The sequence below is a fragment of the Tenacibaculum sp. M341 genome (assembly GCF_004337695.1).
Taxonomy (GTDB): domain Bacteria; phylum Bacteroidota; class Bacteroidia; order Flavobacteriales; family Flavobacteriaceae; genus Polaribacter.
Genome location: NZ_SJXJ01000002.1, coordinates 135,153 through 151,117 on the forward strand (window position 1 = coordinate 135,153; position 15,965 = coordinate 151,117).

15 protein-coding genes are annotated in these 15,965 nt (G+C 31.4%); 9 read left to right on the plus strand and 6 right to left on the minus strand.

Going from position 1 to position 15,965, the window contains the following annotated elements:
- Nucleotides 1-4: 4 nt before the first annotated feature.
- The 4 genes from EYW44_RS02495 to EYW44_RS02510 are packed head-to-tail and all read right to left on the minus strand — an operon-like array spanning nt 5 to nt 3,115.
- Nucleotides 5-1,579, minus strand: coding sequence for a S41 family peptidase (locus tag EYW44_RS02495; RefSeq protein WP_132722084.1), 1,575 nt, complete (start codon nt 1,577-1,579; stop codon nt 5-7).
- Complete coding sequence (locus tag EYW44_RS02500; protein ID WP_132722086.1) at nt 1,572-2,006, minus strand: deoxycytidylate deaminase; 435 nt, start codon at nt 2,004-2,006, stop codon at nt 1,572-1,574. Before EYW44_RS02500 ends, EYW44_RS02495 begins: the two co-directional genes overlap by 8 nt.
- 57 nt (nt 2,007-2,063) lie before the next feature.
- A complete protein-coding gene (locus EYW44_RS02505) occupies nt 2,064-2,645 on the minus strand; it encodes a HupE/UreJ family protein (protein ID WP_132722088.1) in 582 nt (193 codons plus the stop codon).
- 8 nt (nt 2,646-2,653) lie between these two features.
- Nucleotides 2,654-3,115, minus strand: a complete 462-nt coding sequence (locus EYW44_RS02510; protein ID WP_132722089.1) for an Lrp/AsnC ligand binding domain-containing protein — start codon at nt 3,113-3,115, stop codon at nt 2,654-2,656.
- Nucleotides 3,116-3,281: 166 nt separating this feature from the next.
- Between EYW44_RS02510 and EYW44_RS02515 the strand changes: the two genes are divergently transcribed.
- On the plus strand, nt 3,282-4,538 hold the full coding sequence (locus EYW44_RS02515; RefSeq protein ID WP_132722090.1) for a Y-family DNA polymerase: 1,257 nt from the start codon (nt 3,282-3,284) through the stop codon (nt 4,536-4,538).
- Nucleotides 4,535-4,972, plus strand: coding sequence for a LexA family protein (locus EYW44_RS02520; RefSeq protein ID WP_132722091.1), 438 nt, complete (start codon nt 4,535-4,537; stop codon nt 4,970-4,972). The genes EYW44_RS02515 and EYW44_RS02520 overlap by 4 nt, the downstream gene beginning before the upstream one ends.
- Before the next feature lie 57 nt (nt 4,973-5,029).
- Here the strand turns inward: EYW44_RS02520 and EYW44_RS02525 are convergent, their stop codons facing one another.
- Together EYW44_RS02525 and EYW44_RS02530 are read right to left on the minus strand one after the other, a co-directional pair.
- A complete protein-coding gene (locus EYW44_RS02525; protein WP_132722092.1) occupies nt 5,030-6,361 on the minus strand; it encodes a RagB/SusD family nutrient uptake outer membrane protein in 1,332 nt (443 codons plus the stop codon).
- 10 nt (nt 6,362-6,371) lie between these two features.
- Nucleotides 6,372-9,410 carry a SusC/RagA family TonB-linked outer membrane protein gene (locus tag EYW44_RS02530; protein ID WP_132722093.1) on the minus strand — a complete coding sequence of 1,013 codons (3,039 nt, stop codon included), beginning with the start codon at nt 9,408-9,410 and terminating at the stop codon, nt 6,372-6,374.
- 218 nt (nt 9,411-9,628) lie between these two features.
- Here EYW44_RS02530 and EYW44_RS02535 point away from each other — a divergent pair, with 218 nt between their 5' ends.
- From EYW44_RS02535 to EYW44_RS02565, 7 genes are all read left to right on the plus strand, one after another.
- Complete coding sequence (locus tag EYW44_RS02535; RefSeq protein ID WP_132722094.1) at nt 9,629-10,618, plus strand: AAA family ATPase; 990 nt, start codon at nt 9,629-9,631, stop codon at nt 10,616-10,618.
- Nucleotides 10,619-10,680: 62 nt separating this feature from the next.
- On the plus strand, nt 10,681-11,010 hold the full coding sequence (locus EYW44_RS02540) for a hypothetical protein (protein WP_132722095.1): 330 nt from the start codon (nt 10,681-10,683) through the stop codon (nt 11,008-11,010).
- Nucleotides 11,011-11,013: 3 nt separating this feature from the next.
- Nucleotides 11,014-11,880 (plus strand): DUF58 domain-containing protein, encoded by an 867-nt coding sequence (locus EYW44_RS02545; RefSeq protein WP_132722096.1) that lies wholly within the window; start codon nt 11,014-11,016, stop codon nt 11,878-11,880.
- A gap of 1 nt (nt 11,881) precedes the next feature.
- Nucleotides 11,882-12,967 carry a hypothetical protein gene (locus tag EYW44_RS02550; RefSeq protein WP_207893735.1) on the plus strand — a complete coding sequence of 362 codons (1,086 nt, stop codon included), beginning with the start codon at nt 11,882-11,884 and terminating at the stop codon, nt 12,965-12,967.
- The gene (locus EYW44_RS02555; protein ID WP_132722097.1) at nt 12,957-13,961 is read left to right on the plus strand and encodes a vWA domain-containing protein; all 1,005 of its coding nucleotides are present in this window, start codon (nt 12,957-12,959) and stop codon (nt 13,959-13,961) included. Before EYW44_RS02550 ends, EYW44_RS02555 begins: the two co-directional genes overlap by 11 nt.
- A 49-nt stretch (nt 13,962-14,010) precedes the next feature.
- Nucleotides 14,011-15,054 carry a VWA domain-containing protein gene (locus EYW44_RS02560; RefSeq protein WP_207893736.1) on the plus strand — a complete coding sequence of 348 codons (1,044 nt, stop codon included), beginning with the start codon at nt 14,011-14,013 and terminating at the stop codon, nt 15,052-15,054.
- A gap of 1 nt (nt 15,055) precedes the next feature.
- Nucleotides 15,056-15,892 carry a tetratricopeptide repeat protein gene (locus EYW44_RS02565; protein WP_132722098.1) on the plus strand — a complete coding sequence of 279 codons (837 nt, stop codon included), beginning with the start codon at nt 15,056-15,058 and terminating at the stop codon, nt 15,890-15,892.
- The last annotated feature ends 73 nt before the right edge of the window (nt 15,893-15,965 follow it).

The following is a 15,965-nucleotide window of genomic DNA, read 5'->3' on the forward strand; positions in this document are numbered from 1 at the left end:
ATGTTTATTCTTGTTTAGATTTGTCTAATTCTAATACTTTCTGAATCATTTTATCATCTATATGATTCAATCGGTATAATCCTTCATCGCTAAATAATTCTCTAGCAATAGCGGTTTTTAAAAGTTTCTTTAATCGTGTTTTAGTTCTCGCTGAAGCGTTAAAGTCTTTTATCTTATTGAAAAAGTTATCAGAAACATTATTATTGTTGTCAAAGTTTTGTACAAAATCATCTAGAGAGATTTCGTTTAATTTTTTTCTATTATTATCTACGTATTCAAAAGCGAAATTATTCAAATGTGAAAAATAGAAAGGAGAGATGTATTGAGATGTGTCTACAGGTACAAAAACATCAGGAACAATACCACCACCACCATATACAATCTTTCCTTTTGGAGTTGTAAACTTCAAACTATCTATTGTTTTAATGCTATCCTTAGAAAATAGTTCGCCATTTCTATAACGGTTTTCAACTTCAGCACTGTAGTTTGTTGTTTCAGAAGTGTCATTTTCTTCTTTGTAAGGTTTTTGAATAGAACGACCAGTAGGAGTGTAGTAACGAGCAATAGTTAAACGAACCGCAGAGCCGTCACCTAAATCCATTTCTTCTTGTACTAAACCTTTACCAAAAGAACGTCTACCAATAATGTTTCCTTTGTCATTATCTTGTAATGCACCTGCAACTATTTCTGAAGCAGAAGCAGAGTTCTCGTCAATTAGAACATACAGTCCGCCTTTTTCAAAACTTCCTTTTTCGGTAGCATAAGATTTATTGATATCTCCACCGTTATTTTTTGTATAAACAATAAGCTTGTCGTCTTCTAAAAATTCATCTACTATTTTATTAGCAATATGAATAAATCCACCACCATTTCCTCTTAAATCTAAAACTAAATCAGTCATACCTTTATCAAGTAAATCGTCTAAAGAAGATTTAAATTCTCTGTAGGTATTTTGGGCAAACCTATCTAATTTAATATAACCAACATTGTCATTTAACATGTAAGCTACATCTACACTTTTAATGTTTACTTTACCTCTTTTTACAATTACATTAAATAAACTATCGTTAGACTTTCTGTATACTTGTAGATTAACTTCAGTTCCTGGTTGCCCTTTTAATGTTTTTAAAATATCGTTGCTTCGTAATTTTTTGCCTACTAAAGTATCCTGATCAGCCATTAAAATTCTGTCGCCTGCAAGAATTCCTTTTCTAATACTAGGACCTCCTTTTATTGGTTGAATTACTGTTAGTGAATCTTCAATCATTCTAAACTGAACTCCAATTCCAACAAAGTTTCCTTGCATGCTTTCGGTAACAGCTTGTAAATTCTCTTTAGGAATATAAACAGAGTGAGGATCTAGTTTCGTAAGCATTTGTGCAATAGCTCCATCTAATAACTTATCTGTATTAACTTCATCAACATAATCTTGTTGTATGAAATTAATCAAGCGTTTGATTTTTTGTTCGCTTGAAGAGTTTTTATTTAAAAAATTAGTTTGACCATTGAAAAATACTCCGATTAGAATACCGAAGCACACTGCAATAGCAAAAAATATAGGAAGATTATTTCTATTCATTAGGCAAATAAATCAGTTCAACACCCGCTTTTTCTAAAAATTTTAAACCAGAGATGTCTTTGTATTTATTTGAATAAACTACTCTTTTAATTCCTGATTGATGAATTAATTTACTACAGTCCCTACAAGGAGAAAGTGTAATATAAAGTGTAGCGCCTTTGCATGATTGTGTGGAGTTGGCAACTTTTAAAATGGCATTAGCTTCAGCATGTAATACGTACCATTGTGTACGTCCATCTTCGTCTTCACAACAATTGTCAAAGCCTGTAGGTGTTCCGTTGTATCCATCAGAGATAATCATTCTGTCTTTTACAATAATAGCACCTACTTTTTTTCGTTCACAGTGTGATAGCTGTGCCCATTCCTCTGCTATTTTTAAATAAGCTTTGGCGTATTTTAATTCTTTTTTTGATAAAGTTAAAGACATAGTAAGGTAAAAAGAACAGCTAAAATAAAGAGAAAATACGGTTTTAGAAGTTAATTTTTACCAAAAAACACGATTCACCATCATTTGAGCAGCAAAACCAATTACAATAGCGGAAGCAACTAAAATCCAATCACGTCTATTTACACCGAAAATAGATTGTGTTAAAGTGCCAACTATTAAAATTAAAAGCACAATGATTAATTGAGCAGCTTCTACACCCAAAGCAAATTCTAGTAAAGGAATTAATTTGTCTTCGTGTCTGCCAATCATTCCTTTAAAGTAGTTAGAAAAACCTAATCCGTGAATCAAACCAAAGAATAAAGCGAAAAATAAATTCTGATTTTCTTTACCAACAGAAGCTTTTCTGGCAGTTAATATATTCATTAATCCAGTGATAAATATTGTCAAAGGAATTAAAAATTCAATAAGTTTAGGATTTATTTTAAGTATTCCATAAGCAGCTAATGCCAATGTAATAGAATGACCAATAGTAAATAAGGTAACTAGCCATAAAACTTTTTTCCATTGTTTAAATTCGTAAACAACTGCTAATACAATTAAAAATAAAATATGGTCATAAGCTCTAATGTCAAGAACATGAAATAGTCCTGCTTTAAAGTATAAAACAAAATCGGTCATAAAATGGGTTAAATTTTTATTTGTCTATCTATTTGTTGATCCAAAGATATAAATGTTTCTGTTCTTGACACACCTTTTATGTTTTGAATATCTTTATTTAACAGGTGCATTAAGTCTTGATTGTTTTTACACATTATTTTTATAAAAATGGCATAGTTACCAGTAGTATAATGGCTTTCTACAACTTCAGGAATGTCTTTAAGTCTTTTTATGGCGGAAGAATATAAACTGGCTGATTCTAAAAAGATACCAACAAAAGCAGTAGTTGTATAGCCAAGTGCCTTTGGATTTAGTACCATTTTATAACCGTCAATCAAATTAGAATCATCTAATTTTCTTAATCTTTGATGAATAGCTGCTCCAGAAATTCCTACTTCTCTAGCAATACTTAAAATAGGAGTACGAGCATCGTTCACTAAGCGTTTAATGATGATTTTATCAATACCATCAATTTTTAATTTTTTCGACATATAACAAAAGTAATCAAAACACATATTTTATTTGTAAATAAAGTTTTAAGAATTCGATTACTCTAGCAATTTAAAAGACTGATGTGAGAAAGCTGAAAAATGAAGTTTTTTGTTTTTAAAAAACAAGACTTGTATAAAGTTGGTTTATTTTGTATTTTTGCAAAGTATGTTTGCGTTGGTTGATTGTAATAATTTTTATGCTTCTTGTGAACGGGTGTTTAATCCGAATTTGCAAAATATTCCTATTGCTGTTTTAAGTAATAATGATGGATGTGTTATTTCAAGAAGTGATGAAGCGAAAAAATTACAACTACCAATGGGAGCGCCCATTTTTAAGTGGGAGCACTACTGTAAGCAGCATGATATAAAGATAGTGTCGTCAAATTATCCTTTATATGGAGATATGAGTGATAGAGTGATGTCTATTTTAGGTCAGTTTACTCCAGATATCGAAATTTATTCCATAGATGAATCTTTTTTGAAATTTGAAGGTTTTGAAAATACAGACTTCAATGATTATGGGTTGAAGATTAAAGAAAGAGTGCTACGATGGACAGGAATTCCAACCTGTGTTGGTGTGGCACCTACAAAAGGGTTGAGTAAAGTAGCTAACAAAATTGCAAGAAAATTTTTAAAAGAAACCAAAGGAGTTTATGTGATAGATTCAGAAGAGAAAAGAATCAAAGCATTAAAATGGACTCCGATAGAAAAGGTTTGGGGAATAGGAAGAGGACTTCAAAAAAAACTAAAAGCAGAAGGTTGTGAAAAAGCATACGATTTTACATTGTTGGACAGTGAGTATGTTAGGAAAAAATACTCCATTGTGGTTTGGAGGTTGCAACAAGATTTATTGGGTAAGCCTACTTTAGATTTAGATGCGTATCAAGATAAAAAAGCGATAGCAACTACTAGAAGTTTCGAGTATGCAAATTCTGATTTATCTTATATTAAAGAGCGTATAGCTACTTTTGCGGTAAATTGTGCAGAAAAACTTAGGAGACAGCGTAGTGGATGTCATATGATAATGGTAATGTTACGTGGAGATCGTTATAAGCAAGATTCAAGACATCAGAAAGTAAACAAAACGGTTATTTTACCACATCCTACAAATTCATCAATAATTATAAGTAAAGCAGCTGTAGAAGCAGTAAAAACGATTTTTAGACCTGGAGTAAAATATAAAAAAGCAGGTGTAATTGTAACAGGTTTAGTGCCAGAAGATAATTTTCAGTTAGATTTGTTTTCTGAAGAAGATCCAAAGCATAAATCTTTAATGAAGGTTATTGATGCTATGAATAACAGATATAAATCGAATAGTGTGAAGTTGGGAAGTCAAGATTTAGAGAGAACTTGGAAAATGAAACAAGAACGATTGACACCAAAATACACTACAAATATTAACGATATTATTGTGGTAAAATGAAACAGTCATCTCAAAAACTAACTTTTTTCAATCCTAAAGATGTAAACGGCGAAGGTGCTATTTTTTTTGATACAGGAATTTCTGCTGGATTTCCATCTCCTGCGGATGATTTTAAAGAAACAAGAATTTCATTAGATGAGGAGTTAATACAAAACAAAGAAGCTACTTTTTTTGCAAGAGTTAGTGGTCAATCTATGATAGGTGCAGGTTTAGATGATAAGGATTTATTAGTTATAGATCGAAGTATACCTCCTACAAATAATAAAATAGCGGTTTGTTTTTTAGATGGTGAATTTACTGTAAAACGACTTAGAGTAGAAGGGAAGGAAGTGTGGCTAAAGCCAGAGAATCCTGATTATCCTATTATAAAAATTACAGAAGAAAATAATTTTATCATTTGGGGGATTGTAACGAATGTAATAAAAAAAGTATAGTTTAAAGTCGATACTTGTAAACTATACTTTTAAAAAGAGTTAAAAAATAATTTTTAACTATTGGTTTTCAGCAAAAGGAGTGGGGAATGCTTCTATTGGGCTATCTCCAGCTCTATCTAAAGGAAGAAAGTTAGTGTCGTTTAAACGATTTGTTCTTCTTAAATCAATCCAGCGATGTCCTTCACCAATTAAAGAATATCTTCTTTGATTTAAAACCTCTAATTCTAAATCATTATCAGTAATACCGCCTGTGTAGGCTCCAATTCCAGCTGCATTTCGTATAATATTTATCGCATTTACAGCTTCAGCATTGTTGGTTTCTATATTAGCTTCTGCATACATTAAAATCAACTCTTCGTTTCTAATTAAGTATACAGGGTCAGTATTGCTTTTGTAAAGAGTTATTTGGTGTGTACCAGTAAGACCATCTTCAGCAGCAGGAGCAGGTAAAGAGGTGTCAGGATCTATAAGTTCAGTAGCTTTGTTAGTTACTCTGTTATCACCAGTTTCGGCATCAGCTATCCAAGAATTGTGAACAGTAAAATTATTACCAGTTCTAATTACATAAAACAAGTTGTTGATAATATCATTTCCAGATAAACCAAAAATATGTGAAGGTCCTAAAAATAAGTCTCCGTTTAAATCTAAGAAAGATTGACCTAGTAAAGTTAAAACTTCAGCTTTGTTGTTTTGGTATAAAGCTACTCTTGCAGCAATAGCTCTATTAAATTGAATAAAAGAAGCTGTAGATTTAAAGTTGTTAAACCCATCACTCAAAGGAAAATCGAATTCAGCAGTACTATTTAATTCAGATACGGCATTGTCTAATAAATTTCTAATAGCAGAAAGTGCTTCTGTGTAATTAACAAAAGGACCAAGATTATCAGGATCATTGACGTCTATTCTTATTCCGTTTGTGTATTGACGGTTGGCAACCATTAATAAAGCGTAGGCTTTCATTGTGTTGGCATAACCGTAATACGATTGTTTGGTTGCGTCAGAAAAACCAGCATTAGAATTTTGCACGGCATTAATAAGTACATTAGCAGCTTTAACAACTCTGTACCAAGCAGTATATGATCTAGTAGTTAAAAAGCCATTATTGTCAAGAGGTCCTTTTAAAAGTTCTCCAGTATATCTAGGGTCAGCTCCTGTTAAATCATAGTATTCTCTACCTAGGTAGCTTACTGTTTCGTAGTGAAACTCTAAATCACTTCTAATAGCAGCTTCAAGTCCTACGGCTAAAGATTGAACATCAGCTTGAGAAGCTCCATTAGCAAAACTTTCTAGTGTAGGAGCGTTTAAGTTTGGTAATTCTTCCAAGTCGCAACTTGCCAAAAAAGTAGTAGCGAATAACAAGAATAACATTGATAATTTATTATTGAACATAATCTTTTTTTTAGAAGTTAACATTTAAATGAAAATTGATAAACTTTGATGCAGGATAAGGAGTTACTTCTACATTGTTAGCTAGTACATTGTTACCGAAGTTTGAAGCTTCAGGATCATAACTGTTGTAATCAAAAATGTTTATTAAGTTTCTACCAGAAAAACCAATTTTTACTTTTTTAAATCCTTTAAAAACACCTTCATCAAAAGTGTAGTATAGTCCAACTTCTCTAAGTCTAATGTATCCAGCATCTTCAATAAAAGGAGCAGGGTTACCAGCACCAAATTGACTTCTTCTGTAAGGTCCGTTAGTTAAAGTTCCAGTTGGGTCTAAGCCTGTATCATCATAATCCCATGTTGTACCAGCTAGGTCGTATAATAAAGTGGTTAGGTTGATTCCGTCACCTCCTTTTTTCCAGTGCCATAAAAACGATAAATCGAAATTTTTGTAGCTTATTTGATTTGACCAAGACATTTGAAAGTCTGGTTCGGCATTTCCGTAAACAGCAAATCCGTCTCCTTCAGGATCTATAGCGGCAATCTGATCAGCTGTTAAGCTATCAGCATCATAAGTACCTACGATTTGAGTTGCGCTAAAACCTTCTTGAATATAAAAAGTACCAAGAGAAGAAGCGAAACCACCTTCAGTAAATGCCGGAACATCTAACTGAGTAATAGTTGATTTGTTTTTCCACCATTTGAGGTTGGTGTTCCAAGAAAAATCTTCTTTTTCTATGATGTTAGCGTTTAGACCTAACTCAATACCTTTATTTTCAAGTTCTCCTCCGTTTTTAACTTCTCTAGTAAAACCAGAAGAAGGTTCAACTCTTTCTTGAATTAGTAAGTCACTAATAGTTTTGTTGTAGAATGTAGCTTCTAAGTTGATTTTACCATTTAAAAAGCCTAAATCAACTCCATATTCTAATTCTTTTTGTCTTTCAGGTTGAACAGAAGGGTTTCCTTTGAAAGCTCCCGGAGCAAATCCTGAATTTTCTCCAATAAATTCCGCAGTTGCTAAAGTAAATTGATCATTAAAGTTAGGGAATCTACCCGCTTCACCATAAGCTATTCTTGGTTTTATTTTTGTGATAGTTTCAGAATTTATAAAATCAAACTTATGTAAGTTAATCGCTAAATTTCCTTTAGGATAGTAATACATTTCGTTTGAAATTCCATTATTGGTAGATTTGTCTCCTCTTAAACCAAGAGTACCAATTATTTTATCGTCAAAATTAATTTCTTCTTGTACAAAGAAACCGGTGTCCTTTTGAAGTCTGATAGTTTGTTCAGAAGATAAATTTTCTGCTAAAGACAAACTGGTTAATGAAGTGTTGAAACCAAGTCCTGTTGTAATTACAGTGTTTCTGTCGAAATCTTGAAAGAAAGTTCCGGCTTGTGTTGTGAAGTTCAATCCGTTTTCTAGTGATAGATTGTGAACTAGGAATGCTGATAGGTTGTAGTTTGTGTTTACTGTTGATCCTGATATTACAGCTCCTTTTAAGGTGTCTGGATCTCTAAAATAAGATAAAGATCTAGGGAAAATGTTAGTGGTTCTTAAAGTGTATTGATCAAAACCTCCTTGGAAAACTAATTTTAATCTGTTTTTTTCGGTGTCAATAATCTTTAAGTTAGCACTTAAACTTCCAATAAATCTATTTACGTCCTCTCTATTGGTAATTACATTTACTGTTTCTAAAACATTTGAACCAGCTCCTCCACCTGGGTATACACCATCTACTGGAGATAGGTTTTCCCAAGGGTATGTGAAAGCTAAAGCGTATCCAACGGTACTATTGGTGTTGCTATTGTTGAAGAAACCTCTATCGGAAGTAGAGTTTATGTAGTTTGTAGTTACATAAATGTCAAAATTATCAGTGAATTTTTGTCCGATGTTTAATCTGATAGCTGCTTTTTTATATCCTGTGTTTTGTACTAGTCCCAATTCATCTTTATAGGTTGCACCGAAAAAATAATCAGTTTTTTCTGATCCTCCAGAAGTTGTAAATCTTGAGGTGGTAGCTATTCTGTTATGATCGTATAATTCAGACTCGTAGTTTCTAAGTTGACCACTTGCTTGAGCTTGATTAAAAAGATCTACTTGTGCTTGTGCAGCAGCCCTATTCAAAGCATCTTGAGCAGGATCGCTATTAGGTGTGTAGAAGTTATTAAATACTTTAGTTGCATCCCAATTTCTAACTCCTAATAATTTTGTAGGGCTTCTTAATCCTACTGTTTGAGAAAAGGTAACTCTAGGTTTGCCTGTTTTTCCTCTTTTAGTAGTGATGATTACCACACCTCCGGCTGCACGAGAACCATAAAGGGCTGCAGCAGAAGCACCTTTTAATATTTCTACATTTTCAATATCCTCTGGGTCAATATCGGCAATACGGTTTGAGGCATCATCTTGATTAGTAGAAGAGTTCCCTCCTCCTGCAGCTGCGCTCACCACGTTGTTTCCTGAGGAAATTGAAGAGTTGTCTACATAAACTCCGTCAACTACAAATAAAGGTTGTTGGTCTCCAAATACAGAGGTTACCCCTCTTAATCGCATAGAGATTCCTCCTCCAGGTGCTCCAGAATTAGCTTTAATTTCTGCACCTGTAAATTTACCAGATAAAGCACTATCAAAACCAGATTGAGCTGTAACTTGTGTTAATTCTGCAGCAGAAATACTTGCTACTGTATTAGCCAAGTTAGATCTTTTGGTAGTGGTTGCTAAACCCGATATAACAACTTCGTCTAAAACATCAGAATCTTCTTTAAGGATAAAGTTGATTGTTGTGTTAGTAGAAGTTATACTTTTTTCATTACTAGAAAAGCCTAATGACGAGGCGACGATACTGGTCGGTAGTTTTTTTACTGTTAAACTGAATTCTCCATTTTCATCTGTAGTTGTTCCGTTAGTGGTACCTTTTTCGATAATATCAGCAAAAGGAATGCTTTCGCCCGATGAATCAGTTACTTTCCCTTTTATGGTTTGTGCCGTTATTGTAATGGACACAAAAATCAACATAAAAGAGAAAAAAAAGTGTAATGTGTTTTTTCTCATAGGTTATGGAAATTTAGATTAATTTGATTGAATGCTAAATTTAGTTAATTAAATCCAAGGTAAATGTTAAAAATATATGTATGGTTTATCTTTTGTTTCTTTTTAGGGTGGTTTTATGAATTTCTTCTAATCTATCTTTAACCTAGTTTTAACAACAAAAAAAATCTTATTATTGTAGTTTTGTTCACTGAAATTATAACTAAAACATTATTTTACATATGGATGTAGATGTAAGAGCTATTAATGAGAAGATTGAAGTAGAGAGCGCTTTTGTTGATATACTTATATCAGAAATGAATAAAGTAATTGTAGGTCAAAGAACAATGATTGAACGTTTACTAATAGGTTTATTAGGAAATGGACATATCTTGTTAGAAGGGGTTCCTGGACTTGCAAAAACATTGGCTATTAATACATTGTCTAAAGCTGTGCAAGGAAGCTTTAGTAGAGTTCAGTTTACTCCAGATTTACTACCTGCAGATGTTATAGGTACCATGATATACAATGTGAAGGATAATGATTTTTCAATTAAGAAAGGACCTATATTTGCGAATTTTGTTTTAGCAGATGAGATTAACCGTGCGCCTGCCAAAGTACAATCTGCATTATTAGAAGCAATGCAAGAAAGACAAATTACAATTGGTGATGAAACTTTTAAGTTAGATCAACCTTTTTTAGTAATGGCAACACAAAACCCTGTAGAGCAAGAAGGAACTTATCCTTTACCGGAAGCACAAATGGATCGTTTTATGTTAAAAACTGTAATTGATTATCCAAAGTTGCATGACGAGCAGTTAATCATGAGACAAAGTCTAAATAATAGTTTCGGAAAAGTTAATCCAGTAATTTCATTATCACAAATTAACAAGGCTAGAGAAGTAGTTAATGAAGTGTATATGGATGAGAAAATAGAAAAATATATTTTGGATATCATTTTTGCTACACGTTATCCAGAAAATTACAATTTATCAAATTTAAAGCCATTAATAAGTTTTGGATCATCTCCTCGTGGTAGTATTGCTTTAGCAAAAGCTGCTAAATGTTATGCTTTCATAAAAAGAAGAGGTTATGTGATACCAGAAGATGTACGTGCAATGGCTATTGATGTATTACGTCATAGAATAGGAATTACTTATGAAGCTGAAGCAGAAAATTTAAATTCAGTAGATATAATTAATACTATAATCAACGAAATTCAAGTACCTTAAAACAATAAAAATCTTTAAAAAGCTATATAAGATCAAGAAGTAATTAAAAATTTTGCTTAATAATGACATATAAATTAACAACATACAAAACCCTAACCGGGAAACAGGAAATTTTAGAAACAAGAAGTAAGAAAAGTACAGAAGCTATTGTTTACAAAGACGATGAGCCTGCTTTTTTAGTAGATTGTTTTGATTTGAAAACAGAGTCAAATGTTCAAATGAATTATTTGGTTTTATGCCAACAAAAAAGCATGAAAACTGTAATTAATGAAATTTCAAAAAAGAACAATGTAAATCTATCTATAAAAGAAGCTCCTGTTTTATCTATTGTTAAATCATCAGTAGAAAAAGAGGTAGAGTTACCTCCGTTGCCGTTAGAGTGGTTAGATTAAAATATGGATACCAAAGAGTTACTTAAAAAAGTTCGTAAAATAGAGATTAAGACGAGGCGTTTGTCTAATCATATATTTGGGGGGGAATATCATTCTACTTTTAAAGGTAGAGGTATGACTTTTTCAGAAGTGCGTCAGTACCAGTATGGAGATGATATTAGAGCAATAGACTGGAATGTAACAGCACGTTACAACGAACCTTACATTAAAGTTTTTGAAGAGGAGAGAGAGTTAACCATGATGTTAATGGTGGACATCTCTGGTTCAGAGTTTTTTGGTACTTCGCTACAGTTTAAAAAAGATACTGTTACTGAAATAGCAGCTACATTAGCTTTTTCAGCAATTCAGAATAATGATAAAGTAGGCTTGATTTTATTTTCAGATCAAATAGAATTATTTATTCCTCCTAAAAAAGGAAAAAGTCATGTGCTTAGAATTATTCGAGAATTAATTGAATTTAATCCTAAAAGTAAACAAACAAACATAGAAGGAGCTTTGAAATTCTTATCAAGTGTAATGAAGAAAAAAGCAATTGTTTTTATGTTGTCTGATTTTATGGATGAAAGCTATGAAAAAACATTAAAGATTGTTGCTAATAAACATGACTTAACAGGAATTCGTATTTATGATAAGTTTGATGAAGAAATTCCAATTTTAGGAATGGTTCCAATGGTTGATAGCGAAACTCAAGAAGTCAGGTTGATTAACACAAGTTCTAGATCTGTAAGAAATAAGTACAAAGCCAATGCTTTACGATTAAAAGATGAATTTCAAACATCGTTTAAAAAAAGCGGTTTAGGTACAATCAATATTAGAGTTGATGAAAGCTATGTAAGAAAGCTATTAAGTTATTTTAAAAATAAAGGATAAATTGAAAAAACTACTATTTTACATTTTTTTCTTCTACACTTTTATTGCTTTATCACAAAGTAATCCTGTACAAGTTGAAATAGATACTACTAATATTAGAATTGGAGAACAGTTTGAATATAAATTATCTGTAAACGAAACAGATAATGTAATTATTCCTAAACTTAAACTACAAGGAATTGAAATGGTAGATAGTTTAAAACTTGATACTATTAAAAATAAATTAGTTCAAAAGTATATCTTAACAGGTTTTGATAGTGGAGCGTTTTACATACCACAGCAACAAGTTTTTATAAAAAACCAAGCATATTTTACCGATAGTTTATTGGTAAACGTAGCTACAGTTGCTATTGATACTACTAAAATTAAAAAGTTTCCAATAAAAGGAATTAAAGGAGAACCATATCAATTTGGAGATTTTAAACATATTTTCTTTTGGGCATTGGCTATAATTCTATTGGTGAGTTCTGTACTTTATTTTGCTCTTAAGAAAACTAAAGAAGAGAAAGCTACTACTAGAGAACAATTATTAAGTCCTTACCAAGAAGCGATTCGTAACTTTAGCTTGCTAGATGAGAAGTTATTATGGCAAAACAATAAAATAAAACAATACTACAGTGAACTTACAGATATTGTTAGGAACTATATAGAACGTGAATTGCATATTCCTGCATTAGAGAATACTACAGATGGTTTAATAGAAACATTAAAAGATCAAAAAGATATTGAGTCAATTTTAACAGACAGAGATACTATTGAAAGTTTAAAGAGATTACTACAACAAGGAGATTTGGTAAAGTTTGCAAAATCAAAGCCTATGGCGCATCAAATAGAAGCAGATAGAAATATTGCTAAAAATATTGTTGATAATTTAAAGCCTAATGTAGTTGAAAGTGATGTGAATACTGAGGTAGAGCCAGTAATTATTGTTGAAAAACCAATAGTTAAAAAGCCTTCTGTTCTTGTTAGAATTCTAATGATATTGGTTTTATTATCTATTATACTAGCAATTTCGTATTCAATTTCTTCGGTTAACAATACTTCTTTGTCAAATATTACTAAAAATCCTGTAACGAATGTTGAGTAATTTTGAGTTTCATAGTCCAGAGTTTTTATGGCTTTTATGCATAATTCCATTGGTAGGGTTATGGCTTTTTTCAACTAGAAAAAAGCATAATAGTCATCTGTCAGTACCAAGTGTTAAAGGTTTTGGTTCAGAAGGTTCTATATTACCAAAATTAAAACCGTTATTGAGTGTTTTTAGGTTATTAGCATTAGCAGCTTTAATTGTTGCTTTAGCAAGACCTAGAAACGTGTCTGTTAGTAAAAAAACAAAAACAAATAGAGGTATTGATATTGTAATGGCAATTGATGTATCTGCAAGTATGTTGGCAAAAGATTTAAAGCCAAATAGATTAGAGGCATTAAAAAGAGTTGCTGTTGATTTTGTGAATAGACGACCTAATGATAGAATTGGTATTGTGGTGTATGCTGGTGAGAGTTTTACACAAACCCCAATTACAAGTGACAAATCTATTGTAAAAAGAACTATTTCTGAAATTAAATGGGGACAGTTAGAAGGAGGAACTGCTATAGGTATGGGATTAGGTTCTGCTGTTAACAGGTTAAAAGATAGCAAAGCAAAGAGTAAGGTTATCATTTTATTAACCGATGGTGTAAACAATGCTGGTTTTGTAGATCCAAAAACAGCAACTGAGTTAGCTAAAGAAATTGGTATAAAGGTGTACACTATTGGAATAGGTACAAATGGCATGGCTCCATTTCCATGGTCTAAAGATCCAAGAACAGGTAAGTTATCTTTTAGAAATCAAAAAGTAGAAATTGACGAGAAGCTATTGAAGTTTGTCGCAAATGAAACTCAAGGAAAGTATTTTAGAGCTACCGATAATACAACATTGAAAGAAATTTATGACGAAATAGATAAGCTTGAGAAAACTAAGATAGAAGAGTTTAAATATTATAATTACTCTGAAAAATATCGCTTTTTAGTCTTTTTAGCAGGAATCTTTTTATTGTTAGAGTTTCTTTTAAAGAATACACTATTTAAGAGCTTTATATAGTTGATGTAATTCAAAATGAGATATTAAAAAATATTTTAATACTGAAGTAATGTACAAGATTGAACAACCTATATATTTTTATTTTTTGATCATTATACCAATATTGATTTTTCTATTTGTATTGGTGTTATGGTGGAAGAAGAATACACAAAAGAAATTTTCTAATAGTATTTTGTTAGAGAAATTAGCACCAAATATATCTGTATTTAAGTCGGTATTAAAATTTGTGTTTTTGTTATTAGGATTAACGTTTTTAATTATCTCTTTAGTGAACCCTAAAATGGGTACAAAATTACAGACGGTAAAGAGGGAAGGTGTTGATGTTATTTTTGCGTTAGATGTTTCTAAAAGTATGTTGGCAAAAGATATTGCGCCGAATCGTTTAGAGAAATCAAAGCAAATTATTTCTAAAATAATAGATAAATTAGGAAGTGATAGAGTTGGAATTATCATTTACGCAGGAAATGCATATCCATTATTACCTATTACAACAGATCATGCAGCTGCTAAAATGTTTTTGCAAAATGCAAGTCCAGATATGGTTTCTAGTCAAGGAACCGCAATTAACGAAGCTTTAGATTTAGCAAAGACTTATTATAATAATGAAGAACAAACAAACAAGTTTCTAATTATTATTTCAGATGGAGAAGATCATCAAGAAGAAACAAAGCAAAAGGCGCAAGATATAGCAAATGAAGGTGTAAAAGTATATACCGTAGGGGTAGGAACTGAAAAAGGAGGACCTATTCCAATAGAGTTAAATGGAGGCTTGATTGGCTATAAAAAAAATAGACAAGGAGAGACTGTAATAACAAAAAGAAATCCAGAGATTTTACAAGCAGTTGCTAATACTGCTAACGGATCTTATATTGATGGAAATAAAACGGAATTACCTGTTAAAACAATTGAAAAGGTAATAGGAAACGCTCAAAAAAGTGAGTTTGAAACAACACAATTCTCAGATTATAAAGACCAGTTTCAATGGTTTGTAGGTATTGGTTTGTTGTTTTTATTGATAGATGTTTTTCTATTTGAAAGAAAAACTAAATGGTTGAAGAAAGTTGATTTATTTGATGAAAATAAAAAGAAATAAGATGAAAAAAATAGGATATGTATTAGTGTTGTTTTCTGTCTTCTTTTCTTTAGAAGGAACAGCTCAGTTAGATACAATTGCATTACAGAGAGAAGCAAGATCATTGCTTAGAGAAGGGAATAAATTGTATAATAAAGAAAAGTTTGATGAAGCATCTATTGCTTACAGAAAAGCTTTAGGAAAAGATACTAAGTACGATAAGGCTAGCTATAATTATGGGAATACTTTATATCAAAGTAAAAAATATAAAGATGCAATTTCTCAATATGAGTTAACTACAAAAACTTCAATAAATAAAATAGAAAAGGCAGAAGCGTATCATAATATTGGAAATGCTATGATGGAGCAAAAACAGTTTGAACAAGCTGTAAACGCTTATAAGAATGCTTTGAGGAATAATCCGAATGATGATGAAACTCGTTATAATTTAGCGGTAGCTCAAAAAGAACAAAAGAAACAAGAGCAACAGAATAAAAATAACGATAAGAACAAGGATAAGAAAGATCAGAAGAATAAGGATAAAAATAAAGATCAAAACAAAAAAGATCAGGATAAAGATAAAAAAGACGGAGACAATAAAGATAAGAAGGAAAACGAAGATAAAAAGGATCAAAATAAAGATCAGAAAAATAAAGATGATCAAAACAAGGATCAACAGAATCCTAAAAATCAAGATAAAAAAGATCAGCAAAAACAAAAGCCTAAGCCTAGTACAATGACTCCTCAACAAATGAAACAATTGTTAGAAAGTTTAAATAACGAGGAGAAAAAAACACAAAAGAAGATGAATGTTAAAAAGGCAAAAGGGCGAAAAATTAAGCAAGAAAAAGACTGGTAAGAATTAATAAAACATTAAGATTTACCATCTTAAAATTCAATTAATTTTAGAGCCTAGAAAAAAAAGTTATTTT

Coding starts and splice junctions, on each gene's coding strand:
- EYW44_RS02495 (WP_132722084.1), bottom strand. CDS start 1,579: ATGAATAGAAATAATCTTCCTATATTTTTTGCTATTGCAGTGTGCTTC.
- EYW44_RS02500 (WP_132722086.1), bottom strand. CDS start 2,006: ATGTCTTTAACTTTATCAAAAAAAGAATTAAAATACGCCAAAGCTTAT.
- EYW44_RS02505 (WP_132722088.1), bottom strand. CDS start 2,645: ATGACCGATTTTGTTTTATACTTTAAAGCAGGACTATTTCATGTTCTT.
- EYW44_RS02510 (WP_132722089.1), bottom strand. CDS start 3,115: ATGTCGAAAAAATTAAAAATTGATGGTATTGATAAAATCATCATTAAA.
- EYW44_RS02515 (WP_132722090.1), top strand. CDS start 3,282: ATGTTTGCGTTGGTTGATTGTAATAATTTTTATGCTTCTTGTGAACGG.
- EYW44_RS02520 (WP_132722091.1), top strand. CDS start 4,535: ATGAAACAGTCATCTCAAAAACTAACTTTTTTCAATCCTAAAGATGTA.
- EYW44_RS02525 (WP_132722092.1), bottom strand. CDS start 6,361: ATGTTCAATAATAAATTATCAATGTTATTCTTGTTATTCGCTACTACT.
- EYW44_RS02530 (WP_132722093.1), bottom strand. CDS start 9,410: ATGAGAAAAAACACATTACACTTTTTTTTCTCTTTTATGTTGATTTTT.
- EYW44_RS02535 (WP_132722094.1), top strand. CDS start 9,629: ATGGATGTAGATGTAAGAGCTATTAATGAGAAGATTGAAGTAGAGAGC.
- EYW44_RS02540 (WP_132722095.1), top strand. CDS start 10,681: ATGACATATAAATTAACAACATACAAAACCCTAACCGGGAAACAGGAA.
- EYW44_RS02545 (WP_132722096.1), top strand. CDS start 11,014: ATGGATACCAAAGAGTTACTTAAAAAAGTTCGTAAAATAGAGATTAAG.
- EYW44_RS02555 (WP_132722097.1), top strand. CDS start 12,957: ATGTTGAGTAATTTTGAGTTTCATAGTCCAGAGTTTTTATGGCTTTTA.
- EYW44_RS02560 (WP_207893736.1), top strand. CDS start 14,011: ATGTACAAGATTGAACAACCTATATATTTTTATTTTTTGATCATTATA.
- EYW44_RS02565 (WP_132722098.1), top strand. CDS start 15,056: ATGAAAAAAATAGGATATGTATTAGTGTTGTTTTCTGTCTTCTTTTCT.